22 protein-coding genes and 2 pseudogenes are annotated in these 25884 nt (G+C 74.5%); 19 read left to right on the top strand and 5 right to left on the bottom strand.

The window, feature by feature from the left end; translation table 11 throughout:
- Positions 1-58: 58 nt before the first annotated feature.
- The 9 genes from ACLB9X_RS09220 (at position 59) to ACLB9X_RS09180 (ending at position 10033) form a co-directional block, all read left to right on the top strand.
- Entirely contained in the window at positions 59-1723 is a 1665-nt protein-coding gene (locus ACLB9X_RS09220) for a carbamoyltransferase (protein ID WP_410359768.1), read from the top strand.
- Positions 1720-2793 (top strand): glycosyltransferase family 2 protein, encoded by a 1074-nt coding sequence (locus tag ACLB9X_RS09215; protein ID WP_410359767.1) that lies wholly within the window; start codon positions 1720-1722, stop codon positions 2791-2793. The genes ACLB9X_RS09220 and ACLB9X_RS09215 overlap by 4 nt, the downstream gene beginning before the upstream one ends.
- Positions 2790-3443 (top strand): D-glycero-alpha-D-manno-heptose-1,7-bisphosphate 7-phosphatase, encoded by a 654-nt coding sequence (locus tag ACLB9X_RS09210; protein ID WP_410359766.1) that lies wholly within the window; start codon positions 2790-2792, stop codon positions 3441-3443. Before ACLB9X_RS09215 ends, ACLB9X_RS09210 begins: the two co-directional genes overlap by 4 nt.
- Positions 3440-4525, top strand: a complete 1086-nt coding sequence (locus ACLB9X_RS09205) for a glycosyltransferase family 9 protein (RefSeq protein ID WP_410359765.1) — start codon at positions 3440-3442, stop codon at positions 4523-4525. Before ACLB9X_RS09210 ends, ACLB9X_RS09205 begins: the two co-directional genes overlap by 4 nt.
- Positions 4522-5487, top strand: coding sequence for a glycosyltransferase (locus tag ACLB9X_RS09200; RefSeq protein ID WP_410359764.1), 966 nt, complete (start codon positions 4522-4524; stop codon positions 5485-5487). The genes ACLB9X_RS09205 and ACLB9X_RS09200 overlap by 4 nt, the downstream gene beginning before the upstream one ends.
- A complete protein-coding gene (locus ACLB9X_RS09195; protein ID WP_410359763.1) occupies positions 5484-6728 on the top strand; it encodes a glycosyltransferase in 1245 nt (414 codons plus the stop codon). Before ACLB9X_RS09200 ends, ACLB9X_RS09195 begins: the two co-directional genes overlap by 4 nt.
- A gap of 139 nt (positions 6729-6867) precedes the next feature.
- A complete protein-coding gene (locus ACLB9X_RS09190) occupies positions 6868-7500 on the top strand; it encodes an SIS domain-containing protein (protein WP_410359762.1) in 633 nt (210 codons plus the stop codon).
- Positions 7497-8900 (top strand): D-glycero-beta-D-manno-heptose 1-phosphate adenylyltransferase, encoded by a 1404-nt coding sequence (rfaE2, locus tag ACLB9X_RS09185; RefSeq protein WP_410359761.1) that lies wholly within the window; start codon positions 7497-7499, stop codon positions 8898-8900. Before ACLB9X_RS09190 ends, rfaE2 begins: the two co-directional genes overlap by 4 nt.
- A gap of 53 nt (positions 8901-8953) precedes the next feature.
- Entirely contained in the window at positions 8954-10033 is a 1080-nt protein-coding gene (locus tag ACLB9X_RS09180) for a glycosyltransferase family 9 protein (protein ID WP_410359760.1), read from the top strand.
- Positions 10034-10139: 106 nt separating this feature from the next.
- On the opposite strand, the gene ACLB9X_RS09175 is transcribed toward ACLB9X_RS09180, so the two are convergent.
- Entirely contained in the window at positions 10140-11420 is a 1281-nt protein-coding gene (locus ACLB9X_RS09175; RefSeq protein ID WP_410359759.1) for an MFS transporter, read from the bottom strand.
- Between the two features lie 523 nt (positions 11421-11943).
- Between ACLB9X_RS09175 and ACLB9X_RS09170 the strand changes: the two genes are divergently transcribed.
- A complete protein-coding gene (locus ACLB9X_RS09170) occupies positions 11944-12690 on the top strand; it encodes an SDR family oxidoreductase (RefSeq protein WP_410359758.1) in 747 nt (248 codons plus the stop codon).
- Between the two features lie 72 nt (positions 12691-12762).
- Here the strand turns inward: ACLB9X_RS09170 and ACLB9X_RS09165 are convergent, their stop codons facing one another.
- Together ACLB9X_RS09165 and ACLB9X_RS09160 are read right to left on the bottom strand one after the other, a co-directional pair.
- Positions 12763-13167 carry a ChaB family protein gene (locus ACLB9X_RS09165; RefSeq protein ID WP_410359757.1) on the bottom strand — a complete coding sequence of 135 codons (405 nt, stop codon included), beginning with the start codon at positions 13165-13167 and terminating at the stop codon, positions 12763-12765.
- Positions 13168-13341: 174 nt separating this feature from the next.
- Entirely contained in the window at positions 13342-14115 is a 774-nt protein-coding gene (locus tag ACLB9X_RS09160) for a hypothetical protein (RefSeq protein WP_410359756.1), read from the bottom strand.
- A 638-nt stretch (positions 14116-14753) separates the two neighbouring features.
- Between ACLB9X_RS09160 and ACLB9X_RS09155 the strand changes: the two genes are divergently transcribed.
- Positions 14754-15116 carry a hypothetical protein gene (locus tag ACLB9X_RS09155; protein ID WP_410359755.1) on the top strand — a complete coding sequence of 121 codons (363 nt, stop codon included), beginning with the start codon at positions 14754-14756 and terminating at the stop codon, positions 15114-15116.
- A gap of 156 nt (positions 15117-15272) precedes the next feature.
- Here the strand turns inward: ACLB9X_RS09155 and ACLB9X_RS09150 are convergent.
- Positions 15273-16024, bottom strand: a pseudogene (locus ACLB9X_RS09150) (SDR family NAD(P)-dependent oxidoreductase).
- Positions 16021-16179: pseudogene (locus tag ACLB9X_RS09145) on the bottom strand (glyoxalase); the annotation flags it as partial. The pseudogenes ACLB9X_RS09145 and ACLB9X_RS09150, both read right to left, overlap by 4 nt.
- A gap of 27 nt (positions 16180-16206) precedes the next feature.
- On the opposite strand from ACLB9X_RS09145, the gene ACLB9X_RS09140 reads away from it, so the two are divergent.
- The 8 genes from ACLB9X_RS09140 to ACLB9X_RS09105 all read left to right on the top strand — a co-directional run bounded on the left by ACLB9X_RS09140 (position 16207) and on the right by ACLB9X_RS09105 (position 25719).
- Positions 16207-16401, top strand: coding sequence for an FCD domain-containing protein (locus ACLB9X_RS09140; protein WP_410359754.1), 195 nt, complete (start codon positions 16207-16209; stop codon positions 16399-16401).
- A gap of 103 nt (positions 16402-16504) precedes the next feature.
- Positions 16505-18316 (top strand): gamma-glutamyltransferase family protein, encoded by a 1812-nt coding sequence (locus tag ACLB9X_RS09135; protein WP_410359753.1) that lies wholly within the window; start codon positions 16505-16507, stop codon positions 18314-18316.
- Between the two features lie 627 nt (positions 18317-18943).
- A complete protein-coding gene (locus tag ACLB9X_RS09130) occupies positions 18944-19336 on the top strand; it encodes a hypothetical protein (RefSeq protein ID WP_410359752.1) in 393 nt (130 codons plus the stop codon).
- A 343-nt stretch (positions 19337-19679) separates the two neighbouring features.
- Positions 19680-21176 carry an ABC transporter substrate-binding protein gene (locus tag ACLB9X_RS09125; protein WP_410359751.1) on the top strand — a complete coding sequence of 499 codons (1497 nt, stop codon included), beginning with the start codon at positions 19680-19682 and terminating at the stop codon, positions 21174-21176.
- On the top strand, positions 21173-22903 hold the full coding sequence (locus ACLB9X_RS09120; protein WP_410359750.1) for an ABC transporter permease subunit: 1731 nt from the start codon (positions 21173-21175) through the stop codon (positions 22901-22903). Before ACLB9X_RS09125 ends, ACLB9X_RS09120 begins: the two co-directional genes overlap by 4 nt.
- Entirely contained in the window at positions 22893-23831 is a 939-nt protein-coding gene (locus ACLB9X_RS09115; RefSeq protein WP_410359749.1) for an ABC transporter ATP-binding protein, read from the top strand. Before ACLB9X_RS09120 ends, ACLB9X_RS09115 begins: the two co-directional genes overlap by 11 nt.
- The gene (locus tag ACLB9X_RS09110; RefSeq protein WP_410359748.1) at positions 23828-24511 is read left to right on the top strand and encodes an ATP-binding cassette domain-containing protein; all 684 of its coding nucleotides are present in this window, start codon (positions 23828-23830) and stop codon (positions 24509-24511) included. Before ACLB9X_RS09115 ends, ACLB9X_RS09110 begins: the two co-directional genes overlap by 4 nt.
- A complete protein-coding gene (locus ACLB9X_RS09105) occupies positions 24508-25719 on the top strand; it encodes an MFS transporter (protein WP_410359747.1) in 1212 nt (403 codons plus the stop codon). Before ACLB9X_RS09110 ends, ACLB9X_RS09105 begins: the two co-directional genes overlap by 4 nt.
- Positions 25720-25884: the final 165 nt, after the last annotated feature.

Genomic DNA, 25884 nt, shown 5'->3' with positions numbered 1-25884 from the left:
GCCGCCGCCCCACCGCGCGGCCGACCCCGTCCCGATCCGCCGAAAGGCCTGGCACCCCATGCGCATCCTTGGCATCAACGCCCTCTTCCACGACCCCGCCGCCGCCCTCGTCATCGACGGCCGGTGCGTGGCCGCCGCGGAAGAGGAACGTTTCTCTCGACGTAAGCACGGCAAGCGACCGGTGCCGTTCTCGGCCTGGGAGCTCCCCGAGAAGGCCGCCGCCTGGTGCCTCACGAGGGCCGGACTGCGCCCGCAGGACCTCGACGCCGTGGCGTACTCCTTCGACCCCGCCCTCGCCCGGCCGGCGGACGCCATGGGCCTGGACGACCCGTGGGACCACCTCAGGCTGACCTATGCCCGCCAGGCACCGGGGTTCCTCGCGGAGGCGCTGCCCGGACTCGACCCGCAGGCGGTGCGCTTCGTACCGCACCACATGGCGCACGCCGCATCGAGCGCCTTCGCCGCGCCCGGTGCCGAGGCGTCCTCGGTGCTGGTCCTCGACGGACGCGGCGAGCGGGCCTCGCACCTGGCGGCCCATCGCGTGGGCGACCGCCTCGAAGCCCTGCACGCACAGGAGCTGCCGCACTCCCTGGGCCTGGTCTACGAGGAACTCACCGAGCACCTCGGATTCCTGCGCTCCTCCGACGAGTTCAAGGTGATGGCACTCGCCTCGCACGGCAGCCCCCGCATGCTCCCCGAACTGCGCACGTACGTGCACCCGACCGGCGACGGAGGCTTTCACGCCACGGCCGTGCCCTGGTCCGAACTGTGCGCGCCGCGGGGCCCGGACGAGCCTTGGACGCAGGACCACGCCGACGTCGCGGCCAGCGCGCAGGCCGTCCTCGAGGAGACCCTGCTCGACCTCGTGCGCTGGCTGCACGGACGCACGCACGACAGCGTGCTCACCCTCGCCGGCGGCGTCGCGCTCAACTGCGTCGCGAACTCCCGGATCGCCCGCGAGGGCCCGTTCTCCCGCGTATGGGTGCAGCCCGCCGCCGGCGACGCGGGCACCGCCCTCGGCGGAGCCCTGCTCCTCGCGGCCGGCCAGGGCGACGAACCGCAGCCCATGACCGGCGCGGACCTCGGCCGGGACTGGTCGGACGCGGAACTGGGCGCCTGGCTCAAGACGGCGGCCGTGCCCTTCGAGCGGCCCGCGGACATCGCCGCGACCGTCGCCCGGGCCCTCGCCGACAACGCGATCGTGGCCTGGTTCCAAGGGCGTTCGGAGTACGGCCCCAGGGCCCTGGGCCACCGCTCACTGCTGGCCCACCCCGGACACGCGGGGAACCTGGAACGGCTCAACGACGTCAAGGGCAGGGAGCAGTTCCGGCCGGTCGCGCCCATGGTGCTCGCCGACCGCGCCGCCGACATCTTCGACGGCCCGCTGCCCAGCCCCTACATGCTGTTCGTCCACGAGGTGGCGGACGCCTGGAAGGAGCGGATCCCGGCCGTCGTGCACGTCGACGGCACCGCCCGCATCCAGACCGTCGACCCCGCGGGCGAACCGCTGGTCGCCCGCATGCTCGGTGAGTTCGAGCGCCTCACCGGCCTGCCCGTGGTGGTCAACACCAGCCTCAACACGGCCGGCCGGCCCATGGTGGACGACCCGCGCGACGCCCTGGAGTGCTTCGGCTCCGCACCGGTGGACCTGCTGGCCATCGGGCCGTACGCGATCCGGCGCGCCGGTGTCTTCCAGAACTCCGACGAGGGGGCCATGCGATGACCGCCTTCGGACCGTGGTCGCCCGAGACCGCCTACGCCGTCGTCGTCCCGACCATCGGACGGCCCAGCCTGAACGTCTGCCTGCGCGCGCTGGCGGACGCCTCGGGACCGAAACCGGCACGCGTGGTCCTCGTCGACGACCGGCCCGCTGCCGGGACCACCCCTCTCCCGGTCGAGATCCCCGCCGCTCTGCAGCCCGTGACCACCGTCGTCCCCGGCCGCGCGCGCGGACCCGCCGCGGCCCGCAACACCGGACGCCAGGCAGCCGGTCCCGCGCCCTGGATCGTCTTCCTCGACGACGACGTGGTGCCCGGCCCCACCTGGGGCGAGGACCTCACGCGCGACCTCGCGGCCACCACGTACCGGACGGCGGGGGTCGCGGCCCGCATCACCGTGCCGCTCCCCGCGGACCGCCGCCCCACGGACTGGGAGCGCAACACCGCGGGCCTCGCCACCGCCCGGTGGATCACCGCCGACATGGCGTACCGCAGGGAGGCCCTGGACGCCGTCGGCGGGTTCGACGAGCGCTTTCGCCGCGCGTTCCGCGAGGACGCGGATCTGGCCCTGCGGGTCCTGGCCGCCGGCTGGACGCTGCACACCGGCACCCGCGCCACCACGCACCCCGTCCGCCCGGCCGACCGGTGGACATCCGTACGCCTCCAGGCGGGCAACGCGGACGACGTGCTGATGAACCGGCTGCACGGCCCCGACTGGTGGAGCCGCGCGCACGCCCCGCGCGGACGCCTGCCCCGCCACCTCGTCGTCACCGCCGCCGTCGTGGCCGCCCTGTCATGCGCGGCACTGCGGCGGCCGGCGACGGCCGCGGGCTGCGCCGCCGCCTGGCTGGCCGGCACCGCCGAACTGGCCGCGGCGCGCGTCGTGCCGGGCCCGCGGACCCGGCACGAGATCGTCACCATGGCGCTGACCAGCGTCCTCATTCCCCCCGCGGCCACCTGGCACTGGCTGCGCGGCCAGGTGCGGCACCGCGGCACACCGCCGTTCGACCCGGCGGCCACGACCAGGCCGCCGCGCGCTCCGCGCGGGGCGGCCCGACAGCGGGTGCTGCCATGACCTCGCCCTCCACGGTGGGCCACCGGCGGTCCGTGACCGGTCCCTGGCTGTTCTACGGACCAAGGGGCGCACGCCCGCACACCTCCGCGTCACGCCGGGCTACGGGTCCGCACGGCGTCCTGCCGCAGGCCGTCCTCTTCGACCGGGACGGCACGCTCGTCGCCGACGTCCCCTACAACGGCGATCCCGCGCGGGTGACACCCATGCCGGCCGCCACGGAGGCCGTCGCCGCCCTGCGCTCGCTGGGCATCCCGGTGGGCGTCGTCAGCAACCAGTCGGGCGTCGCCCGGGGCGTGCTGACCCGCCGTCAGGTCGAGTCGGTGCGGCAGCGGGTCGACACGCTCTTCGGCCCCTTCGCGGTCTGGGCCGTCTGCCCCCACGGGCCGGACGACGGCTGCCGCTGCCGCAAACCGGCGCCCGGCCTCGTGCTCGCCGCCTGCGAACGGCTCGGCGCGGCCCCCGAACACACCGTCGTCATCGGGGACATCGGCTCCGACATCGCGGCCGCCCGCGCGGCAGGCGCGCGCGGTGTGCTGGTGCCGACGCCTGCCACGCGGCCCGAGGAGATCGCCGCCGCACAGGAGACGGCCGCCGACCTGATCGACGCCGTGCGCCTGCTGCTGGCCCGCTCACCGGGGGGCCGCCGATGACGGCCCCGCGCACCCTCGTCGTCCGCCTGGACAGTGCCGGCGACGTCCTCCTCGCCGGACCCGCCGTACGCGCGGTGGCGGCGGGCTCCTCGCACACCGCCCTGCTGTGCGGGCCGCTCGGGGAGCAGGCCGCGCGGCTCCTCCCCGGCGTGGACGAGGTCCTCGTCCACGACGCGCCCTGGGTCGGGCTGGAACCGTCGCCCGTCTCGCGCGAGGACACCCGCGCCCTGCTCACGGCCCTGTCCGCGGGCCGCTACGACCGCGCCCTCGTACTCGTCTCCCACCACCAGAGCCCGCTGCCCGTCGCCCTCCTGCTGAAGCTCGGCGGTGTCCGCTGGACCGCGGCCGACAGCGAGGACTACCCCGGTGCCCTGCTGGACCTGCGCCACCGCCGGCTGCCCCGCCGCCACGAGGCCGAGGCCGCCCTGGACCTGGCCCGGGACGCCGGTTTCCCCCTCCCCCCTGGGGACTCCGGAACCCTGCGCGTCTGCGACCCGCCCGACACCACCCACCTGACGGGACAGGAGCCGTACGTCGTGCTCCACCCCGGCTCCGCGGTGCCGGCCCGGTCGTGGAGCGCCGGGCGGGCGGCCCGCGCCGTGGCCGCGCTCACCACCGCGGGACACCGCGTCGTCGTCACCGGAGGCACGGGGGAGAAGGACCTCACCGCCCGCGTCGCCGGCGACCACGCCCTCGACCTCGGCGGTGCCACCGACCTCCCGCACCTCGCGGGCGTCCTCGCGCGGGCGAGCGTCGCCGTCGTCGGCAACACCGGCCCCGCGCACCTCGCCGCCGCGGTGGGGACACCGGTCGCCTGCCTGTTCGCACCGGTGGTGCCCGCCGAGCGCTGGCGTCCCTACGGCATACCGCACGTGCTGCTCGGCGACCAGCACGCGCCGTGCGCGGGCAGCAGGGCACGCCGCTGCCCGGTCCCCGGCCACCCCTGCCTCGACGCCGTCACCGACAGCGCCGTGCTCGACGCCGTCACCGCGCTCGGCGGCGGCCCGGACACCGCGGCCGCTCCGGCCGGAGCGGCCGCGGCGGGCCGGGCCCCCGGAACAGAACGAGGAGCGAGCGTATGAACATCCTGCTGTGGCACGTCCACGGATCCTGGACGACCGCGTTCGTCCAGGGCCCCCACACCTACCTCGTTCCCGTCACACCACGCCGGGACCCGGACGGTCTCGGCCGCGCCCGCACCTTCTCCTGGCCGGACTCGGTCCTGGAGGTGACGCCGGAGGAACTGGGCCGGACACAGGTCGACCTCGTCCTCCTCCAGCGCCCGCACGAACTCGGCCTCGCCGAACGCTGGCTGGGCGGACGCCGCCCCGGCCGCGACGTGCCCGCCGTCTACCTGGAGCACAACGCGCCGGACGGCAACGTCCCCGACACCCGGCACCCCTTCGCCGACCGCGACGACCTCACCCTCGTCCACGTCACCCACTTCAACCGGCTGTTCTGGGACAACGGCTCCACCCGCACCCACGTCATCGAGCACGGCATCGTGGACCCGGGGCACCAGTACACCGGGAACCTGGCCCGCGCGGCCGTCGTGGTCAACGAGCCGGTCCGGCGCGGCCGTTACACCGGTACGGACCTGCTGCCGGTCCTGTCCGACGCGGCTCCTCTCGACGTCTTCGGCATGCGCACCGAGGGCCTCGCCGCACACCTCGGCCTTCCCGCCGACCGGTGCCGCACGGCCGATCTGCCGCAGCAGGAACTGCACGCCGCCCTCGCGGAGCGCCGGCTGTATCTGCACCCGGTGCGCTGGACCTCCCTGGGCCTGTCCCTGCTGGAGGCCATGCACCTGGGCATGCCCGTCGTGGCGCTCGCCACCACCGAAGCGGTGGAGGCGATCCCGCCCGGCGCGGGCACGCTGTCCACCCGGCCCGAGGTCTTGGCCCGGGCCGCCCGCCGCTACCTGGCCGAACCGGAAGCGGCGGCCGAGGACGGCGCGCGCGCCCGCCAGGCGGCCCTCGAACGGTACGGGCTCAAACGCTTCCTGACCGACTGGGAGCGTCTGATCACGGAGGTGCGCTCATGACATCCCTCGGCCCACTCCCCGTCGGCACACTGTCGATCGCGCTCGTCTCCGAACACGCGAGCCCGCTCGCGGTCCTGGGCGGCGTCGACGCGGGCGGACAGAACGTGCATGTCGCGCGCCTCGCCGGCGCACTCGCCGACCGGGGCCACAACGTCACCGTCTACACCCGCCGGGACGCACCCGACCTCCCGCAGCGCGTCCGGCTGCGCGACGGCGTCGAGGTGCACCACGTGCACGCGGGACCGCAGGAGAAAATCCCCAAGGACGAACTCCTGCCGCACATACTGGCGTTCAGCCGCCACCTCGTCCGCGAGTGGCAGGCGCACCCGCCCGACCTGGTGCACTCGCACTTCTGGATGTCCGGCCTCGCCTCCCTGGAGGCGGTCGCGGACCTGCGGATCCCGCTGCTGCAGACGTACCACGCGCTCGGCACCGTGAAGCGGCGGCACCAACGGCAGTTCGACACCAGCCCGCCGGCGCGCATCGCCTGCGAGAAGGAAGTGGGCCTGGCCTGCGACCGGGTGATCGCCACCTGCCGGGACGAGGTCGTCGAACTCGGCAGGATGGGCATCCCGGCCCACCGGATCAGCGTCGTGCCGTGCGGTGTCGACACCGACCAGTTCACGCCGCACGGGCCGGTCGCCGACCGGGGCCCGTACCGCCACCGGCTGCTGCATCTCGGCCGCCTGGTGCCGCGCAAGGGCGCGGCGGTCTCCATCACCGCCCTCAGCCGGCTGCCCGAGGCCGAACTCGTCGTGGCCGGCGGCCCGCCGGCCGACCGGCTGGACGACGACCCGGAGGTTCGCAGACTGCGCCGCATCGCCGAGTCGGAGGGAGTCGCCGACCGGGTCACGTTCGTGGGCGGCGTCCCCCCGGCGCAGGTCGCACCGCTGCTGCGGAGCGCCGACGTGGTGCTCTGCCCCGCGGACTACGAACCGTTCGGCATCGTGCCCCTGGAGGCGATGGCCTGCGGCAAGCCGGTCGTCGCCAGCGCGGTGGGCGGCCAGCTCGACACCGTCGCCGACCCGGCGACCGGACGTCTCGTGCCGCCCGGCTCGCCCGACGTCCTCGCCCGCGCCACCGCCGAACTCCTCGCGGACCCCGCCCTGCGACAGGCGTGCGGGGCGGCAGGCCGCCGCCGTGTCCTCAGCCGCTACGGCTGGCCCCGGATAGCGGCGGCCACCGAGACGGTGTACAGCGCGGTGCTCACCACCCGCTACGCCGTGACCGGAGCGACCTGAGACGCGGACAGGAGCGACCCGGGACGCACGCCACGCGAACCCCCCGAGACGCACGCCACGCGAACCTCGCGCAGCACCGACGCCCGAAGGAGGTGCGGGTCCGGCCGCCGTCCCGTACGACGCGCCGCCCCCGACGACGATGAGCGAACACCTTGCACTCCAGGACGCGCACCAGCACTGCCAGTCGCTGCAGGACGCGCTCGGCCGGTTCCGCAGGCACGGCATCGACCGGATCGCGGACTGGGCCGCACACCTCGCCACGGTCCTCCCCGCCGGCGGCCGCCTGCTGGCCGCGGGCAACGGCGGCAGCGCCGCCCAGGCCCAGCACCTGACGGCGGAACTGGTGGGACGGTACCGGCAGGAACGCCCCGCCTTCTCGGCCATCTCCCTGCACGCGGAGACGTCCAGCGTGACCGCCATCGGCAACGACTACGGATTCGACCAGGTGTACTCCCGGCAGGTGTCCGCGCACGGCCGCCGCGGCGACGTCCTCGTCCTGCTGTCGACGTCGGGGCGCAGCGCCAACCTGATCTCCGCCGCCGTGACCGGCCGGACGGCCGGGCTGCGCGTGTGGGCGATGACCGGGCCGGGCCCCAACCCGCTGGCCGAGGCGGCCGACGACGCGCTGTGCATCGACGCCCCGTCCACGGCGACCGTGCAGGAGGCCCATCTGGTCGCCGTGCACCTGCTCTGCGAATGCTTCGACGCCGCGTCCCCCGTCGCCGGGACGGTCGTGAAACGACCCCTGGCCGTCCACCGGAGGACGCCGTGACCCGGCCCGGGCCGCTCGTGGTCGTCGGGGACGTGCTGCTGGACGAGGACATCGACGGCGTCGCCACCCGCCTGTCGCCCGACGCGCCCGCCCCGGTCGTCGACGTCACCGGCGACCGGCGACGGCCCGGCGGAGCCGGTCTGGCCGCCGCGCTGGCAGCCCGTTCCGGCCGCGAGGTGACCCTGGTGACCGCGCTCGGCGACGACCCGGCCAGCGATGTCGTACGGAGCGCGCTGCGGGACCGCGTACGGCTGGTGGAACTGCCGCTCGAAGGCTCCCTCCCCGTCAAGACGCGCGTCCTCGCGGGCGGCCGGCCCCTCGTGCGGATCGACCGCGGCGGCGGCACCCCCGGCCCGCCGGACGACGCGGTCCGCGACGCGCTGGAGCGGGCCCGCGCCGTCCTCGTCGCCGACTACGGGCGGCACACCGCCCGTGCCGTACGCGACGAGCTCGCCGCGGCGGCCCGCCGCGTACCGCTCGTGTGGGACCCGCACCCTCGGGGCGACGCCCCGGTGCCCGGAGCCCGGATCGTGACGCCCAACGCGGCGGAGACCCGCGCCCTGTGCGACGCCGCCACCGGCGACTCGTTGCGCGCCCACGCCCGCCGGGGCTCGGACCTCGCGGACCGGTGGCGGGCCGCCGCCGTCGCCGTGACGCTCGGCGAGCGGGGCGTCATGCTGACGCTGCCGGGCGGCGGCACGCCGATGCTGGTGCCCGCCCCCTACCGGGCCGACGGCGACCCCTGCGGCGCGGGCGACTGCTTCGCCGCCACGACCGCCGCGGCACTGGCCGACGGCGCGCTCCCCGAGGAGGCGGTGCAGCGGGCCGTGGCCGAAGCGGCCGCGTTCGTGGCCGCCGGCGGCGCCGGCAACCCGGCCCTGTGGCGTACGGCGGCTCCGGCCGTGCCCCCGCGGACCCGCGAGACCGACCCGTTCGTCCTGGCCCGCGAGGTCCGCGCCCGCGGCGGCACGGTCGTCGCCACCGGCGGCTGCTTCGACCTGCTGCACGCGGGTCACGTCGGACTTCTGGAGAGCGCCCGGCGGATCGGCGACTGCCTCATCGTGTGCGTCAACTCCGACGCGTCCCTGGCCCGCCGCAAGGGCCCGGGCCGACCGATCAACCACCTGGCCGACCGCGTACGCGTCCTGGCGGCTCTCGGCAGCGTCGACGCGGTCGCGGTGTTCGACGAGGACACCCCCGAGGCGCTGCTCGGCCGGCTGCGCCCGGACGTGTGGGTGAAGGGCGGCGACTACGCGGTCGAGGACCTGCCCGAGGCGGAGGTCCTGCGGGCATGGGGCGGCCAGGCCGTCGTCCTGCCCTATCTCGACGGCCGCTCGACGACCCTGCTGGCCCGCCGAGCGGCACAGGCCGCCGTACGGTCCGGCCGGTCCCCGGCCTGACGGCCCCCGCGGGCCGGTGAGGGCCGCCCGCACGCGAGAGAGGCGGACCTGACGTGAGCACTCCGGGCCCCACGGCTCGCCGGGACGACGACCGGACGGCGGCAGCGCGCCCGCGCGTGCTGGTGCTCCGCGCACTCGGCCTGGGCGACCTGCTGACGGCGGTACCCGCGCTGCGTGCGCTGCGCCGCCACCTGCCGCCCGGTCACGAGCTTGTCCTCGCCGGGCCCCGCAGGCTGTCGGCGGCGGCAGCCGCCACCGGCCTGGTGGACCGGCTGCTGCCCACCACGGCGACCGGACGCGACGTGCCCGCCGATCTGGCCTGGAGCGGACCGGAACCCGACGTCGCCGTGGACCTGCACGGCAACGGCCCGCCCAGCCACCTGCTGCTCCAGCGGCTGCGCCCCCGACGCCTGTTCGCCTACGCACATCCCGGCACGCCCGGCATCGAGGGCCCGGTGTGGCGGGAGGACGAGCACGAACGGGACCGCTGGTGCCGGCTGCTCGCCTGGTACGGGATCGCCGCGGACCCCGGCGAGGTGGGGATCCCGCCCGCCCGCGCCGCCTCCCCGGCCCCCGGCGCCGTCGTCCTGCACCCCGGTGCCGACGCGGGCGCCCGCCGCTGGCCGCCCGAGCGCTTCGGGGCCGTGGCGCGGGAGCTGCACCGCTCGGGCCACGCCGTCGTGGTGACCGCCGGCGCGGGCGAGGGGGCGCTCGCGCACCAGGTGGCGTGTGCGGGGGGTCTGCCGGCCGGGGCGGTGCTGGGAGGTGGGGACGACGTCCCCTTCGAGCGGCTCGCCGCGCTGGTCGGGCAGGCGCGCTGCGTGGTGGTGGGGGACACCGGGCTCGCCCACCTCGCGACGGCGCTGGGCACGCCGTCCGTCGTCCTGTTCGGCCCGGTGGCGCCGCGGCTGTGGGGGCCGCCCGCCGACGCACGGCACCGCGTGCTGTGGCACCCCGGCGGGGACGGCTCGCCCCGCCCGGGGGACGCTCACGGACGGCTCCCCGACGAACGGCTGCTGAGGATCGTTGTCGACGAGGTCGTCGACGCGGTCCGCGCACTGCCCGAGCCGGAGCCGGCTCGTGCGGGGGAGTCGGCGGCGGGCCCGGGCAGGACGCCGGTGGCACAGGCGTGAGCCGCGCACACCGGCCGCGACCGCCCCGCCCGGCGGCCGGCTCGGGCAGGACGCCGGTGGCACAGGCGTGAGTCACCCCGCACCGGCGGTGCTCAGGGCGTGCTGGTCAGGCTGCGGTGATCAGGGCCGGGCGCTGCTCGGCCGCGGGCGTCTCCTCCGTGCGCAGGATCACCGGCGGGGCCGTACGGCGACGGTGCAGGAGGAAGCCCGCGCCGATCGCGCCCGCGATGAGCAGTCCACCGGTGACGAGGGCGCCCCGCGCCCCGGCGAGCTCCATGAGCAGGCCGAGCGCCGGCGGCCCGGCCAGTCCCCACAGGGTGCGGATGCTGCCCCACACACCGAGGACACGGCCGCGCAGATGCGCGGGCGGGTCCGTCTGGAGCACGGTCGTCCCGGCGGTGTCCGACACGGATTCGACCACGGCCATGGGCAGCACGAGGACCAGCAGCACGGCCAGCGACGGCGACAGTCCCGCCACCACCTGGAGCAGCGCGCCCGCGGCGGCCAGCGTGCCGACCAGCCGTACGGAGGGCTTGCGCAGCCGCGCGCCGAGCACGGCACCGACGATGCCGCCCACCGCCAGAACGGTGGACACCGTGCCGAACGCCCCCGCGCCGCCGGCGAGCGGACCCGTCACGAGCACTGCCAGGGTGAGGCCGTAGTTGCGCCCGAACACGGCACTGATGCCGGTGATGCCCGCGAGCGCGACCAGGCGCGGGCGGCGCATGAAGAACGCGAGTCCCTGACGTACCGTCATGTCGTCCTGGGGCGTCGCGGCCACCTCCGCGCGCCGCTGCGCGGGCACCACCGCGCGCTCTGCCCGCGGCTGCGCGACCGTCTTGTGCACGGGACGGAGGAAGGGGATGACGCAGGCGACGAACACGAACGAGAGCCCGTTCGCCGCGTAGGCCGCGCCGGTGCCCAGGAATCCGACCGTCGCACCCGCGAGCGCTGCACCCGCGAGCCGTCCGGCGTTGTGCACCAAGGAGCCCACGCCGATGGCGGAGGGCACGTCCTCGGTGCGGACCAGGTCGTTGCCGAGCAGCGCGCACGCCGGTCCGTCGACCGTGGCGATCACACCGGTGACGGCGGCCAGCGCCATCAGGATCCCGAGGTTGAGCTGGTCGACGGCCACCAGGAACGCCGTGAGGAACGCCACAGCACCGAGCAGCGCCTGGCTGGCGGCCGCGGTCAGCTTGCGGGGCCAGCGGTCGACGGCGGCACCGCCCGCGACGCTCATCAGCAGACCCGGCGCCGCCTGCACCGACATGGACAGACCCGTCGCCGCCGCGGACCCCGTGATCTGCAGGACCAGCAGATTCTGCACGGTCAGCTGCATCCACGTCCCGGCGTTGGAGACGAAGTTCGCGACGGACCACCAGCGCATGCTGCGGTACCTGAGGGAACGCCAGGGCGAGCGGTCGGGGGCGGACGCGGACGTGCCGGATCGGACGGCGGTGGAAGAAGACACAGTGAAGTACTCGAAAGACGAGCCCGGAGGCAGGTGCGGCATACGGCGGACGTCGGACGGCCACTGCGCTGCGCGGCTGATCCACCGGATCTGTCTGGTGCCGTGACGCCCGGGGACGGAGCGCTCCGGGCGACGGCGTCGACCATCGTGGCAGACCGGAACGGACAAGAGCCGCAGCACGGCGGCGCGATGACCGCACCCCGTCCCCAGAACCCTTGTGCCGCTTGGGGACTCGTACTTCTCGTGTGCTTGCTCACAGGGGCACGGGGCCGCCCTTCGCGGGGTCGGTGGGCGTGACGGCGGCCACTTCGAAGGCCCGGAGGTGGCCTAGCACGGCGTGCCGTGGGCACCCGCCGGAGTCACAGTGAGAGACGGAGCGGATTCCCGGCGCTCACGGTGGGTGGCCCGCGGAACGGTGCAGTCAAGGAGAGGCAGGGACATGGGCAGCGCGGTGCAAATCGATCTTCGAGGCAAGCAGGCACTGGTGACCGGGGGCGCCCGGGGACTGGGAGCCGCCATCTCGCGCAGGCTGGCCGGGGCGGGCGCCTCGGTCCTCGTCGCGGACGTACGGAAGGAGACCGCGCGGGAGCTGTGCGAGGACCTGGCCCGGGCCGGTCACGACGCACGGTTCGTGGAGCTGGACGTCTGTGACTCCGCGATGGTCGCGGACGTCTTCCGCGACCTGGACGCCGAAGGGCAGGCGGTGGACATCCTGGTCAACAACGCCGCCGTCGACGTGTCCAAGCCGATCGAGCACCTGACGGCGGACGAGGTGACGCGGGTCGTCACCACCAATCTGCTGGGCCCGATGTACCTGTGCCTGGAGACCTACCGCCGCATGGTCGCGCGCGGCGGCGGGCACATCGTCAACATCCTCTCCACAGCGGCGAATCGCACCTGGACCGAGGCCGGACCGTACTCGGCGGGCAAGTCGGGCCTGCGCGCCTTCACGCACACCCTCTTCAAGGAGGCACAGCGGGACTGCCAGGGCATCGGCGTCACGGGGATCATCGCCGGCGGCATGGAGACGCCGTTCATCCTGGAGCGGTTCCCGGACGCCGACGTCTCGATGCTGCAGAGCCCCGACATCGTGGCCGACACCCTGCTGTACGCCCTCTCGGTGCCGCCCGGCAGCGCGGTCTCCGAACTGGTCGTCGTCCCGCGCAAGGAGCCCTCCTGGCCCTGACCGCCCCACGGTGTGAGGGGACGCGGTGCGGCGGCCGGTTGTGACGGGACGCGGGACGGCGGCTCCCGAATCTCACCGCGAACGCGCGTCGCGAGTCCTCGAACGGTTCTCCTTGCGAATGGCCTCCAGCAGCTCGGACCTGCTCATACGGGAACGACCCGCGATGTCCAGACGCTGGGCCAGGTCGTACAGGTGCTGCTTGGTGGCCTTCTCGTCGACGCCCTCACCGGTACGGGCGGGCTGCTGCCGCGGCGTCTGCGCCCGCGGGTCCGAGGGCCCCTTGCGGCCGTGTTCCTTCCGCTCCCAGTGGTCGGCGACCTTCTCGTACTTGTGCTTGAGCGCGCTGAAGGCGACCCGGTGGGCCCGCTCGCCTTCCCCGTACTGCTCCACAGCGGAGTCGTGGGCCTTGATCCACGTGCGCTGTGCGTCCTTGGGGGAGCGCTCCAGCGTCGAAGGGAGCTCTTCGCGTCCTGGCATGGTTCACCTCCGGTGGGATGCAGGGCGTGTGCCCCTTGTGCCCGGGACGAAACGGCCTCCCACGTCGGACGAGACGGCCTCCCGCGCTGTGGGGGCGGGGCGGATCCGCAGGCCCGGATGCCCGTGTGCGCCGTGTCGTTTGCGGCTCTGCACCCGCACATCCGGGGGTTGGCGTCAGCCGAGGCAGAGGACGAGCAGGCACACCTCGCCGGGGGACGTGGTCGCCGTTTGCGACGGCGTCGCCTGCGGAAGGTCCTCGCCGGAGGTGTCCGAACCGCCCGCGGCGCCCGTGGTGCCCGAGGTGCTCGGCTGCTGCGCGGCGGAGTCGTCGACGGTGGGCCGGGGGGCCGGCGTCTGTGAGCGCTGCGCCTCCGGCCGTGCGGCCGCTTCGGAGACCGGGCGCTGCGCGGGAGGCGTGGCCGTGGGGCGGGCCACGGTGATCGTCGCGGTCCGCTGCCGCGGGACGGCGGTCGGGGAGGCAGGGGCGTCCGGCTTGCGCGTGGCCCGCTCGGCCGGCTCCGCGGACGGCGAGACGGGCTCGCTCATCCGGGCCCCGTGGGGGCTGACGGTCTCAGGCGCCGACGCCGCGTTCGTCCTGCCCTTGGAGGGCCCGGACGGCAGTGCCGCGATGGTCAGGCCGCCGCCGACGAGGGCGATGGCCGTCCCGGCCACGGCACGGCGCCGGTTCTTCTTCCAGCGGGCGAGCTGCCGCCGCCGGGCCGCACGGCCCGGTGCGCCGGAGACGACGGAACCGTCGCCCGCCATGGCCGTCCCGGCCGCGGCCGGTGCGCCGGCACCCTCCTCGGCAGCGGGGCCGGACGGCGATGCGGAGGCGGGCGACCGCTCCGCGCGGAACGGTTCCCACCCCGCCGCGGCCGTCGTCGCCCGCTCGGCGCGGAGGGCGGGCGGGGCGATGTCCCGGGCGTACGCGCCGCAACCCGGGCACACGAGAGCTCCGTTGAGGTGCCGACGACATGACGAGCAGTAGTCCATCTGCAATCTTTCTGTGCTGCCGGAGCCGCCCCAGACATCGGCACCTTGTGCGCTGTCGCGCAGGAGTTCGGTCGGCCAGCAACGCTAACGCCGTTGTCGGCAGGCACTGCGCATGATGTGTGATGCTTCTGCAAAGATCGACCGTCGGCCGTGACCTCGCTGGTGCTGCCCGCGTCGCAGGAGTGCGAGAGGACGGGGCGCCCGGGGAACTGCGGTGCCCGGCGTCAGCCGGCCCCGGTCACCAGGTCCCAGGCGGCCATCGCGAGCTCGGCGGTTCGGTGAGGTGGTCGCGACGGTCGCCCACCTCGCGGGCCCGAGCGGCCGCGGAATCTCGGGCGCGGGGATCACGGTCGACCTGGGCGCGAACGCGTGACGCGAATTCGCGGAGTCCGTCGATGCGAAGTCCGTCGATATCGGACCCGCGCGCACTTCGTGTAACGCTTCCCACGTGTGCGGCGCAGTTCCGGGCAGGGTCGCGACGAGCGACCCGTATGCGGTCACAGCCGGGATTTCGCCTCCTGCGGGAATTCCCTCTGCGCGGTGACCGCACTTCCGTGCCGTCGAGGCGGTGTACGCGTCAGATTGGGACTCCAGTGAGTAACACCGAACCCCTGCCGGACCAGAGGCAATACGACGTGGACCAGGGGGCCCGGCCGCGCCGTCCCCGTGGCGGGGACGGGTCCGGTGCAAGCCGGGCCGCCCTGGTCATCCACACGATCGCCGACATCGCCGCGGCGTTCCTGGGCCTGTGGATCCTGCTCTACCTGCTCGAGGCCAACCGGTCGAACGTCTTCGTCGAGTTCGTCGAGGGGACGGCCGACTGGCTGGCGTGGTGGTCACAGGACATTTTCACGATGGACACGGACGGTCTCCGCGTTCTCCTCAATTACGGACTGCCCGCTGTCGTCTATCTGTTGGTCGGTCACGGCATCTCCTCGCGGGTCCGCCGCCTCTGACCGAATTCCCGGTTCATTCACGGGCTGGTGCGGGTGTGTGGAGAAAAGGAACATGCCCGGCGAAGGGTGTGCGACTTTTTCTCGGGAAGCCCGCCCGTACAAGGGCCGATGGGGGCCGGCGTTCGCATCAACGCCGGCCCCCACCGCCTTGTCCGCTCACGTGCGCAGGTACGAGGCTCCGTTGACGTCCAGCACCGTGCCCGAACACCAGGTGGCCTCGGGCGAGGCGAGGTAGAGCACGGCGGAGGCGATCTCCTCCGTGGCGGCGACGCGGCCGAAGGGGCTCTGCGACCGGATCTGCTCGCCCTCCGCGCCGCTCAGCCGGCCGGCGACCCGCTCGGTGGCGACGAATCCGGGCGCCACCGACGCCACCGCGATCCCGTGCGGCGCGAGCAAGACGGCCAGCGACAGACCGAACGCGTGCAGTGCCGCCTTGGTGGCGCCGTACGCCGGATGGTCGGGCTCGCCCCGGAACGCGCCGCGTGAGCCGATGTTCACGATGCGCCCGCCCCGGCCGTCGTCGATCATGCGCCGGGCAGCGCAGTAACTGACGTTGACGGCACCGAACAGGTTCACGGCGGCGGTGCGCTGTCACGCCTCCTGCCAGTCCGTGTACGAGGTGCTGGGCAGCGGGTGACGGATCATCACCGCGGCGTTGTTCACCAGGACCTCCACGCCGCCGAGCGCCGCGTCGGCCTCGGCGACCAGGGCTTCGACGCGTGCCGGATCGGTGAGTCACCCTGGACCACGGTGTGGCCGTCTCCGGCCAGACCGGCGAGCGTCTCCTCCGCGTCGGACCGGCGGGTGGAGCAGTGCACCGCTACCCGGTCTCCCTGCCGGGCGAACGCCGCGGCCACGGCGCGACCGATGCCCCGCGACGCGCCGGTCACCAGCACACCCCGGTTCACTTCGCGAACACCTGCGACTCCTCCTGGAACGCCTTGAACTCCAGGGCGTTGCCCGCCGGGTCGCGGAGGAACATCGTCCACTGCTCACCGGGCTCGCCCGCGAAGCGCACATAGGGCTCGATGACGAACGCGGTGCCGGCCGCGCGCAGGCGTACGACGGCTGGGCGGCGGTGCGCTCGCAGGTGCAACTGTTCCAGCTGACCCGCGTGCGGCTCGGGTACGACCACTACCGCGCGGTGGTCGTCGACGAGCATCGCGAGCTGGTGCGTCTGATCAGGGACCGGGACGTCGTGGCCTTGCAACAGGCCGCGGAGGAGCATGTGCTGTCGGCCTGCCGGGTACTGTGCGGGCAGCTCCGCGGGGAAACCGTCGCCTGACCGGAGCGGGTGACGGACACCGCCGGGCAGGGACCACGCCCGCCGGCCCCTCGGCCCCGGCTCCACCGCCACTGCCCACACCACGAACAAGGAGCCGCCGCGCGTGTTCACCACCCGCCCCACCCTCCAGGGCACCTTCGGCATGGTGTCGTCCACCCACTGGCTGGCCTCGCAGTCGGCCATGGCCGTGCTGGAGGACGGCGGCAACGCCTACGACGCGGCCGTCGCCGCCGGATTCGTGCTGCACGTCGTCGAACCCCACCTCAACGGCCCCGCCGGCGAGGTCCCGATCATCCTCGCGCCCGCAGGCGGCCCGGTACGCGTCCTGTGCGGCCAGGGCCCGGCCCCCGCCGCAGCCACCATCGGCCACTACACCGCACTCGGCCTGGACCTCGTGCCGGGGACGGGGCCGCTCGCCGCCGCCGTCCCCGGCGCGTTCGACGCGTGGATGCTGCTGCTGCGCGACCACGGCACCAAGCCCCTCGCCTCGGTGCTGTCGTACGCCATCGGTTACGCCGAGGCGGGTCACCCGCCCGTCGAGCGCGTCGGGCAGACGGTGGAGACCGTGCGCGAGCTGTTCGCGACGGAGTGGACCTCTTCCGCCGAGGTCTACCTGCCGGGTGGGCGGCCCCCGGCCCCCGGCCGGCTCCTCAGGAACCCGGCGCTCGCCGCCACGTGGCGCCGGCTGCTCGCCGAGGCCCAGGCCGCCGGGAGCGGGCGCGAGACGCAGATCGACGCCGCCAGGCGGATCTGGCGGGAAGGGTTCGTCGCCGAGGCACTCGCCGAAGCTGCCGCCCGCCCCACCCTCGACACCTCCGGCACCCGTCACGCCGGCACACTCACCGGCGACGACCTCGCCGCCCACCGCGCCGCCTACGAGGATCCGGTCACCTACGACTGGAACGGGTGGACGGTCTGCAAGGCCGGCGGCTGGTCCCAGGGCCCGGCCCTCCTGCAACAGCTGGCCCTGCTCCCCGGCCGGCTCCCCGCATACGGCAGCGCCGACTACGTCCACACGCTCGTCGAGGGCACCAAGCTTGCCATGGCCGACCGCGAAGCCTGGTACGGCGACGCCGACGGCCCCGGAACGGTGCCCGTCAAGACCCTGTTGTCCGACGCGTATAATACCGGGCGCCGCGCGCTGATCGGCGAGAGGGCGTCGTACGAGCTGCGCCCCGGCAGGCCCGACGGGCGCACGCCCCGGCTGAGCCGCCACGCGCTCGCCGTCGCGGCGGGTGCGCCGGGCCCCGACGCCGGGGGCGCTCACGCCGTGGGCGCGGGCGAGCCGACCGTCGCAGGGAACGGCGCGACGAGCGGCGACACCTGCCACCTCGACGTCGTGGACCGGTGGGGCAACATGGTCGCCGCCACCCCCAGCGGCGGCTGGCTCCAGTCCAACCCCGTCGTGCCGTCCCTCGGCTTCCCGCTCGGCACGCGGCTGCAGATGACCTGGCTCGACCCCGGCCTGCCCAACTCCCTCACCCCCGGCCGACGCCCCCGCACCACCCTCACCCCCTCGCTCGCGCTGCGCGGCGGCGTCCCCGTCATGGCCTTCGGCACCCCCGGCGGCGACCAGCAGGACCAGTGGCAACTGCACTTCTTCCTCGCGGTCGCGCTGCGCGACCCGGTACGCGGCGGACTCGACCTCCAGGGCGCGATCGACGCGCCCAACTGGCACAACGACAGCTTCCCCGGCTCCTTCTACCCGCGGCAGATGCGACCGGGCGGTGTCACCGTCGAGTCCCGCATCGGACCGGAGGTGATCACGGAGCTGCGGCGCCGCGGGCATGACGTCTCGACCGGCGATCCGTGGTCAGAGGGTCGCCTGTGCGCGGTGTCCCGCGACCCGGAGACCGGCATCCTGTCGGCGGCAGCCAACCCGAGGGGGATGCAGGGGTACGCGGTGGGCCGCTGAGCCCGGCGCGTTGTGTCCGTACCGGCCCGGCACCGGCCGGCAGACGCCCGCGCCGCCTCGGGCCTCGCCGATCACGGGCACCAGGGCGCCGCATCGGCCGATGACCTGCCGTGAGACCGCTCGTACCTGTGTCGACTCACGGGCTGTCAGTCGCCCCAATCCCCTTGACGCGGCGACCGTGCTGTCCGCTCTGTGTTGTGCGCGCGGTGGGCCCGCCTGACGGCCCGGGCGGTCCGCCGGGGGCGATTCCGGCTGAATTACGTTCGTTACTGAGCGCATCCTCGCGGCCGTGCTCCGTGTGTCCACCGGCTGCGACCAGCAGCGTCGACGCCGGCCCAGTCGCGCACCCACAATCCGCGCACCTACAAGGCAATTTGTCCCGTTTGACTTTATCAGGCGGCATGTCTAATTTGGGAAACGATTGAACGATTCCGAGGGGCGGATGCCCTGCGGCAGGGTTGCCCGACGCGCGCGTCGAGCGCGTGAGTCGGTGGTGGCGTTGCATCGTCACCAGAGGCCGATGCGCCGGGTCCCACATCGCGAACGCATCATGTCTGCTGCACCTGTTGTGCTGCTTCGCCTCTGCGGGCCATCGGCCCCGTCTACGCCCCCGGGAAGGATCACACCATGCGGGCAAAGACGACCAGGATTCTCCAGCTCTTCGCCGCGCTGTTCGCAGCTTTGGCTCTCGCCTTCGGCGGAGCCGGTGTTGCCAGTGCCACCGGTTCGTCGCACTCGCACTCCTCGTACGAGGACTGCGACCACGACTACTGGGACCGTCACGACGACAAGTGCGATGACGACGACGGCCGCGGAGGCAATGGGAACCACCACGACAAGGACGACGACGGCCGCGGAGGCAACGGGAGCCACCACGCCTACGACGACAACGGCCATGACGACGACGACAACGGCCACGACAACGGCCATGACGACGACGACAACGGCCACGACAACGGCCGCGGCGGCGACGACAACGGCCACGACAACGGCCACGACAACGGCGGTGACCGCCACTGATGGCTAGGAGTTGACGGCGCATCAATGGGCTGACGCCCAGCCGGACCGGGTTCGTCGAACCCGCCCGGCTGGGCACAGGCATCGCGTGGGGGCGGGAGGGGCGACGCCCTGTCGACGTTGTGATCGTCACGACCTTGTGATCCCGCTTGCCCGCTCGGGCCAGGGCGCGGACTGCCGCGACCCTGGCCCGTTGCGCCCCCGAGGCCTCACCCGGCGTCCGGGGGCAGTCCCCCGTCGGGTGACCGTCGGTCCTTAACGAAAACGATTGTCATCGTGTTAGGGTCGGGCCCTCCCTCCGTCGCGCCTTCAGGGGTCTACCTTGCAATCGTTTGAACGTTCACACATGCGCCGCCGGGGGTTTGTGCTCCCGGCCGCGTTGGGAGCCTGCTCCGTCCTGCTCACCGGCTGCTTCGCCGGCAGCGGGGCCCCGGGCGCGGCCTCCGGTGACAGCGGGAACGGCCGGGTACGCGTCGCGATGATGCAGCCGCCCCGCTCCGGGCTCTCGCCGCTGTCCGACGACGCCTTCAAGCTGTCGCGCTGGTCCACCGCCGAGACACTCGTCGAACTCGACCGGGACGGCAACGCCGAGCCCGCGCTGGCGACCGGCTGGAAGCAGTCCGGCAGGACCTGGACGTTCACCGTGCGCGAGGGGGTGACCTTCCACGACGGGACCGGCCTGACGGCCCAGTCCGTCGTCACGTCGCTGCGGGCCGCCGCGAGCGCCTCGCCCAAGCCGCGCATACTCGACGGCGTCGACCTCTCCGTGCAGGCACTCGGCCCCCGTACCGTCGCCGTCACCACCGCGGCGGCCGACCCGCTCGTCCCCCAGCGGCTCAGCTCACCGCAGTTGTCGATCCTCGCCGCCAAGGCGTACCGGGGCAGGACGGTCGATCCCGTGGGTGCCGGCACCGGCCCGTTCGAACTCGTGGAGGTGAACGGCGCCGCGTCGGCGAAGCTCGACCGCTACGACGGCTACTGGGGCGGCAAGGCCAGGGCCGCCGGCATCGACGTGACGTTCGTCCCCGACGGCACCGCGCGCGCGGCGGCGCTGCGCAGCGGCGAGGCCGACATCGTCGAGGCGGTGCCGGTCTCCCAGGCTCGGCTGCTCGACGAGAAGCTGATCACCGAGGTGCCGATGCCGCGCACCAACACCCTCTACCTCAACACGCGTTCGGGTCCGTTCCGGGACCCCGGGCTCCGGGCGGCGGCGCGCGAGGCGATCGACGCCGAGGAGCTCGTCCGCAGTGTCTACGAGGGCCGGGCCGACGTCGCCGAGGGCCTGCTGGGGCCGGCCCTGCCCTGGGCCGCGAAACTGCGCCGGGACGTCCGGCACGGCACGGCGGGCGATCCCGACGGCACCGAGATCACGATCGGCACCTTTACGGACCGCGCCGAACTGCCCGAGGTCGCCCAGATCCTCCAACAGCAGCTCCAGGCCGCCGGTTTCAGGGTGAAGCTCGACGTGCGCGAGTACGCCAACATCGAAGCGGACGCGCTCGCGGGCGAGTTCGACGCGTTCATCCTGTCCCGCGCCACCGTCCTCGACTCCGGCGACGCGGCGGCGTACCTCTTCAGCGACTTCGCGAGCGAGGGTTCCTTCAACATCCCGCAACTCGCCGACCCGGCCGTCGACAAGGCCCTCACCGAGGCGTCCCGAACCGCCGTCGGCGACGCGCGCCGCACGGCGATCATGGGCGCCGAGGCGGCCGTGCTCGCCACCGACGCGGCCGTCCCGATGCTGCACGAACGGGTCGTCCAGGGCGACGCCGCCGGTGTGACCGGCGTCGCGCACGACCCGCGCGAGCGCGAACTCGTCACCATCGACACGTACGTCGGGTGAAGGCCGCACTCTGCCGGTCGGTGTGCCTGGCCGGCGTGCTCGCCGTCGTCGGACTGCTGCCCTGGCTCTCCGGCAAGGACCCGGCCCTGAGCCTGCTGCGCGCGCGATCCGCCGAACAGGAGCCGACCCCCGAGGCGCTGGCCGCCATCCGCGCCGACCTCGGCCTCGACGCGGGGCCGCTCGGCCTGCTCGGCCAGTGGGCGGCCGGCGTGCTCCACGGCGACCTCGGCGTCTCCTGGGTCTCGGGCGCCGCAGTGCTGCCCTCGGTCCTCGCCGGCCTGCAGGTCTCACTGACGCTGATGGGCGCGGCCCTGGCCGTCGCGCTCCTGGTCGCGGCTGCCCTCGTTGCGCCGGTGCTGATACGGGGGCGGGGGACGTCCGGCGCATGCGCCGCCGTCCTCACGGCCGTGCCCGAATTCCTGCTGTCCATCGTGCTGTTGCTCGTCGTGGGCGTGGGCCTCGGCTGGCTGCCGACTTCCGGGTGGGCCGGTCCGGCGCACCTCGTCCTGCCCGCGCTCGCCCTCGGTCTCCCCGCGGGCGGGCTGCTCGGCCGCCTGGTCGCCGAAGCGCTGCCCGCCGTCCTCGACGAGCGCTGGGCGCACCTGTGGCGCGGTGCCGGCGTCGGCCGCGCACGCGTCGCCGCAGCCGCCCTGCGGCGCGTCCTTCCGCCCCTGGCCGGGCAGTTCGGGATGGTCGCGGTCGGTCTGACCGGCGGGGCGGTCGCCGTGGAGACCGTCTTCGCGATCCCGGGGCTCGGCCGCACCTCCCTCGGCGCGGTCAAGTCCCAGGACCTACCCTTGCTCCAGGGATCGGTGCTCGCCCTGGTGGTCCTCGGGCTGCTGGCGGGCGCCGGCGCGGCGGTGCTGCGCGGGAGGCTGCTCGGTCCCGCCCTTCGGGACGCGGGCCTGACGCTGCCCGCGCCCCGCCCCGTGCGGGTGCCCGCGCCGGTCCCGGCGGTGCTCGGCGCCGTACTGGTCGGCGTGATCGGCTGGGGTCTGCTGCGCGATCCGTACGCGGTCGACACGGCCGCCCGGCTCGCCGCGCCGTCCGGCGAACACCCGCTCGGCGCGGACGCGCTCGGCCGCGACGTCCTGGCCCGGCTCGGGCACGGCGCGGCGGCCACGGTCGGCATGGCGGCAGCCGTCTGCCTCATCGGCCTCGTGACCGCCCTCGCCCTCGGCTTCCTCCCCAACGTCGCCACTGGAGCGGCCGACATCGCCAACGCCCTGCCTCCCGTGATCGTCGGCGTGCTCGTCGCCGCTGTCGTCGGCCCCCGCGCCGACGGGGCCGCACTCGCCGTCACCCTCGTGTCCTGGCCGGCGCTCGCATCCCACGCGGCGGTGCTGGTCCAGGAGGTGCGGGCCTCGCAGTTCCTCCTCGCCCAACAGGCGATCGGCGCGAGCCCGGCCTGGATCCTGACCCGGCACGTCCTGCCCTCGGTGGCCGCCCCGGTCGCCCGGCACGCCGTGCTGCGCCTGCCCGGCATCGCGCTCGCCCTGGCGTCGCTCGGCTTCCTCGGGCTCGGCGCCCAGCCGCCGTCCCCCGAGTGGGGGCTGCTCCTCGACGAGTCCGCCGACTACGTGGAACGCGCTCCGGTCGCGGCCCTCGCCCCCGCCGTGGCCCTGGCCCTCCTCGCCGCGCTCGCCGTCACCTTGTCCGCGTACACCGGCCCCCGGCACGCCGGGTGGCCGCTCCTGCGAGAGAGGACGACTTCCGTTGCCGTCTGACCTCCTCCTCTCGGTACGTGATCTGCGCGTCGCCTTCGGCGGCGTCGAGGTCGTCCGCGGCGTCTCGTTCGACGTACGGCCCGGAGAAGTCCTCGCTCTCGTCGGCGAGTCCGGGGCCGGCAAGTCGCTGACCGCCCGGTCCGTGCTCGGCATGGCTCCCGAGGACGCGTCCGTCACCGGCGGCGTGCTGCTCCGGGGCGAGCCCGTCACCCCGGCCGACTGGGGGCGGAGCGTCGCGTTCGTGCCGCAGGACGCCCTGTCGGCCCTGTCGCCCGTGCACCGCGTCGGCACCCAACTCACCCTGGCCGTACGCTCCGTGCGGGGGCTCTCGCGGCGGGAGGCGCGCGCCAGGGCCGAGGAGGCCCTGGCGCAGGTCGGCATCCCGGGCGACCGCCTGGACGCGTTTCCGCACGAGTTCTCCGGCGGGATGCGGCAGCGCGCCGTCATCGCCATGGCCACGGTCAACGAGCCCGCCCTCATCGTCGCCGACGAGCCGACCACCGCGCTCGACCCCGAGATGCGCGCCCAGATTCTCGCGGCGCTGGCCGAACGGCGCGAGGCCACCGGCGCCTCACTCGTCCTGGTCACCCACGACCTCGACGCCGTGCGCGAGCACGCCGACCGGACGGCCGTCATGTACGCGGGGCGGCTCGTCGAGTACGGCCCCACCGACCGGATCCTGACCCGGCCCGGGTCCCCGTACACCGCCGCGCTCCTCGCCTCCGTCCCGTCGGACGACGCTCCGCGCAAGTCCCGCCTGCCCGCGCTGCCCGGCCGGCCGCCGTCGCCCGGCGCCGTCCCGCCCGGCTGCGCCTTCGCACCGCGCTGCGCACACGCGACGGCCCGCTGCGGCACCGAACTTCCCGCGCCGCGGTCACTGGACGGGCGTGAGGTCGCCTGCCATCTCGACGTCCTGGAGCCCGTATGAGCACGCAGCCGCCCCTGCTGGAGGTCAGCGACCTGGTCGTCCGGTACGGAGCGACGACCGCCGTCGACGGCGTGTCGTTCTCGGTCGACGCGGGCGAGACCGTCGGGCTGATCGGCCCCTCCGGCTGCGGCAAGTCCTCGACCGCCGCGGCCGTCCTGCAACTGCGCCGCCCGGACGGCGGGCGGGTCCGGTTCGCGGGCACCGACCTGACCGCGCTCGGCGAGAAGGAGCTGCGACGGGTCCGGCCCCGCGTCCAGCCCGTGTTCCAGGACCCCTACGGCACACTCAGCCCGCGCAGGCGCATCCGCGACCAGATCGCCGAACCCCTGCGCGTCCAGGGCCGCTGGTCCCGGGCCACCGGACCCGGCCGTGTCGAGGAACTCCTCGGCATGGTCGGCCTCGACACCTCCCATGGCGACCGGCTCCCGCACGAGCTCTCCGGCGGCCAGTGCCAGCGCGCCGGGATCGCCCGCGCGCTGGCGAGCGAACCGGACCTGCTCGTCCTCGACGAGCCCGTCTCCGCCCTCGATCCCTCCCTGCGCGCCGGGATCGTCAACCTCCTGCTCGACCTGCAGGAGCAGCTGGGCCTCGGCTACCTCTTCATCTGCCACGACATGCCGGTCGTACGGCACTTCTGCGACCGCGTCCTGACCATGTGGGACGGAAAGCTCACGTCATGACCCCGCTCGCGCGCCTGCTCGTCGCCAGTCAGTTCGCCTTCAACGCAGGCTTCTTCGCCGTACTGCCGTACCTCGCCGACCATCTGGGAGGCACGCTCGGCCTCGGCGGTGCCCTGGTCGGGCTGATCCTGGGGCTGCGCACCTTCAGCCAGCAGGGCATGTTCGTGGTCGGCGGCTCACTGACCGACCGTTACGGACCCCGGCCCGTCGTCCTTACGGGATGCGCGCTGCGGGTGGCGGGATTCGTGTGGCTGGGCCTGGCCGAGTCGGCGTGGTCGGTGACCACCGCCGTGGTGCTGGTCGGCTTCGCCGCGGCACTCTTCTCGCCCGCGGTGGAGAGCGAGATCGCGCGGGAGGCCGTACGGATGGAACAGGCGGGCGGCCCCGTGCGCACGCGCGTGCTCGCCACGTTCTCGGCCGGCGGCCAGGCGGGAGCCCTCATCGGCCCCCTCGTCGGCACGCTCCTGCTGGGAGAGGGCTTCCGCGGTGCGTGCCTGGCCGGTGCCGCCGTCTTCGCCGTGGTCCTGGCAGGTCACTGGCGGCTGATGCCCCGCGCCGAGGCGGCGGGCGCAGGCGAACGCCTCGCTCTCCGCCCCCTCGTGCGCAACCGCCGGTTCCTGGGCCTCGCCCTCGCCTACTCGACCTACCTGATCGCCTACAACCAGCTCTACCTCGCCCTGCCCGCCGAACTGGACCGTGCCACGGGCTCGCAGCAGACGCTGGGCTGGCTCTTCGCGCTCTCCTCGGCCATGGTCGTCTTCGGCCAGGTGCCCCTGGAGCGCCGGGTGTCGGCCCGGCTCGGCCTGACCGCGATGATCCGTTGCGGCCTGGCCCTGATCGCCGCCGCCTTCGCCGTGACGGGCGTCCTGCTGCCCCTGCGGGGGCTCTGGCCGGCCGTCTCGTTCGTCGTGCTGCTCACCCTCGGGCAGATGCTGGTGGTGCCCGCGGCCCGCGCATGCGTCCCCGAACTGGTCGACGCGTGCCGCCTCGGTCTGTTCACCGGCGCGCTCTCCTCCGTCTCCGGACTGCTCGTCCTCGCCGGCGGTGCACCGGCCGGAGCCCTCCTCGAACTCGGCGGCACTCTCCCGTGGCTGGCCCTGGGCGCCGTACCGGTCGTCGGTGTGCTGCTCGTGCCGCGCGTCGGCGCCGTGGGGGACCGGGTGTCACCGGAGAGGGCGTCAGAGAACGGTCTTTGTCAGAAGGGTTGACGCATCCCGTGCGCCCTCCCCGTCACGGTGACGTACGTCGCCATCCCGCCGCGAGCGTCCCGCCCACCACCCGAACCTCGGGCGCGGAACGCGTCCCGTCGTCGACGCCCGCCGCTGACGCAACACAACGTGAGGCCCCGGGGCGAAACGCCCCGGGGGCCTCAC

Source organism: Streptomyces sp. 5K101, assembly GCF_046506645.1.
Lineage (GTDB): Bacteria > Actinomycetota > Actinomycetes > Streptomycetales > Streptomycetaceae > Streptomyces.
This window is presented reverse-complemented; position numbering and strand designations above follow the sequence as displayed.

Excerpts from the sequence above, each read along its gene's own strand:
- ACLB9X_RS09125 (WP_410359751.1), top strand. The coding sequence starts at position 19,680 with ATGCGCCGCCGGGGGTTTGTGCTCCCGGCCGCGTTGGGAGCCTGCTCC.
- ACLB9X_RS09175 (WP_410359759.1), bottom strand. The coding sequence starts at position 11,420 with ATGCGCTGGTGGTCCGTCGCGAACTTCGTCTCCAACGCCGGGACGTGG.
- ACLB9X_RS09200 (WP_410359764.1), top strand. The coding sequence starts at position 4,522 with ATGAACATCCTGCTGTGGCACGTCCACGGATCCTGGACGACCGCGTTC.
- ACLB9X_RS09130 (WP_410359752.1), top strand. The coding sequence starts at position 18,944 with ATGCGGGCAAAGACGACCAGGATTCTCCAGCTCTTCGCCGCGCTGTTC.
- ACLB9X_RS09220 (WP_410359768.1), top strand. The coding sequence starts at position 59 with ATGCGCATCCTTGGCATCAACGCCCTCTTCCACGACCCCGCCGCCGCC.
- ACLB9X_RS09165 (WP_410359757.1), bottom strand. The coding sequence starts at position 13,167 with ATGCCAGGACGCGAAGAGCTCCCTTCGACGCTGGAGCGCTCCCCCAAG.
- ACLB9X_RS09105 (WP_410359747.1), top strand. The coding sequence starts at position 24,508 with ATGACCCCGCTCGCGCGCCTGCTCGTCGCCAGTCAGTTCGCCTTCAAC.
- ACLB9X_RS09205 (WP_410359765.1), top strand. The coding sequence starts at position 3,440 with ATGACGGCCCCGCGCACCCTCGTCGTCCGCCTGGACAGTGCCGGCGAC.
- ACLB9X_RS09170 (WP_410359758.1), top strand. The coding sequence starts at position 11,944 with ATGGGCAGCGCGGTGCAAATCGATCTTCGAGGCAAGCAGGCACTGGTG.
- ACLB9X_RS09190 (WP_410359762.1), top strand. The coding sequence starts at position 6,868 with ATGAGCGAACACCTTGCACTCCAGGACGCGCACCAGCACTGCCAGTCG.
- ACLB9X_RS09110 (WP_410359748.1), top strand. The coding sequence starts at position 23,828 with ATGAGCACGCAGCCGCCCCTGCTGGAGGTCAGCGACCTGGTCGTCCGG.
- ACLB9X_RS09210 (WP_410359766.1), top strand. The coding sequence starts at position 2,790 with ATGACCTCGCCCTCCACGGTGGGCCACCGGCGGTCCGTGACCGGTCCC.
- ACLB9X_RS09195 (WP_410359763.1), top strand. The coding sequence starts at position 5,484 with ATGACATCCCTCGGCCCACTCCCCGTCGGCACACTGTCGATCGCGCTC.
- ACLB9X_RS09215 (WP_410359767.1), top strand. The coding sequence starts at position 1,720 with ATGACCGCCTTCGGACCGTGGTCGCCCGAGACCGCCTACGCCGTCGTC.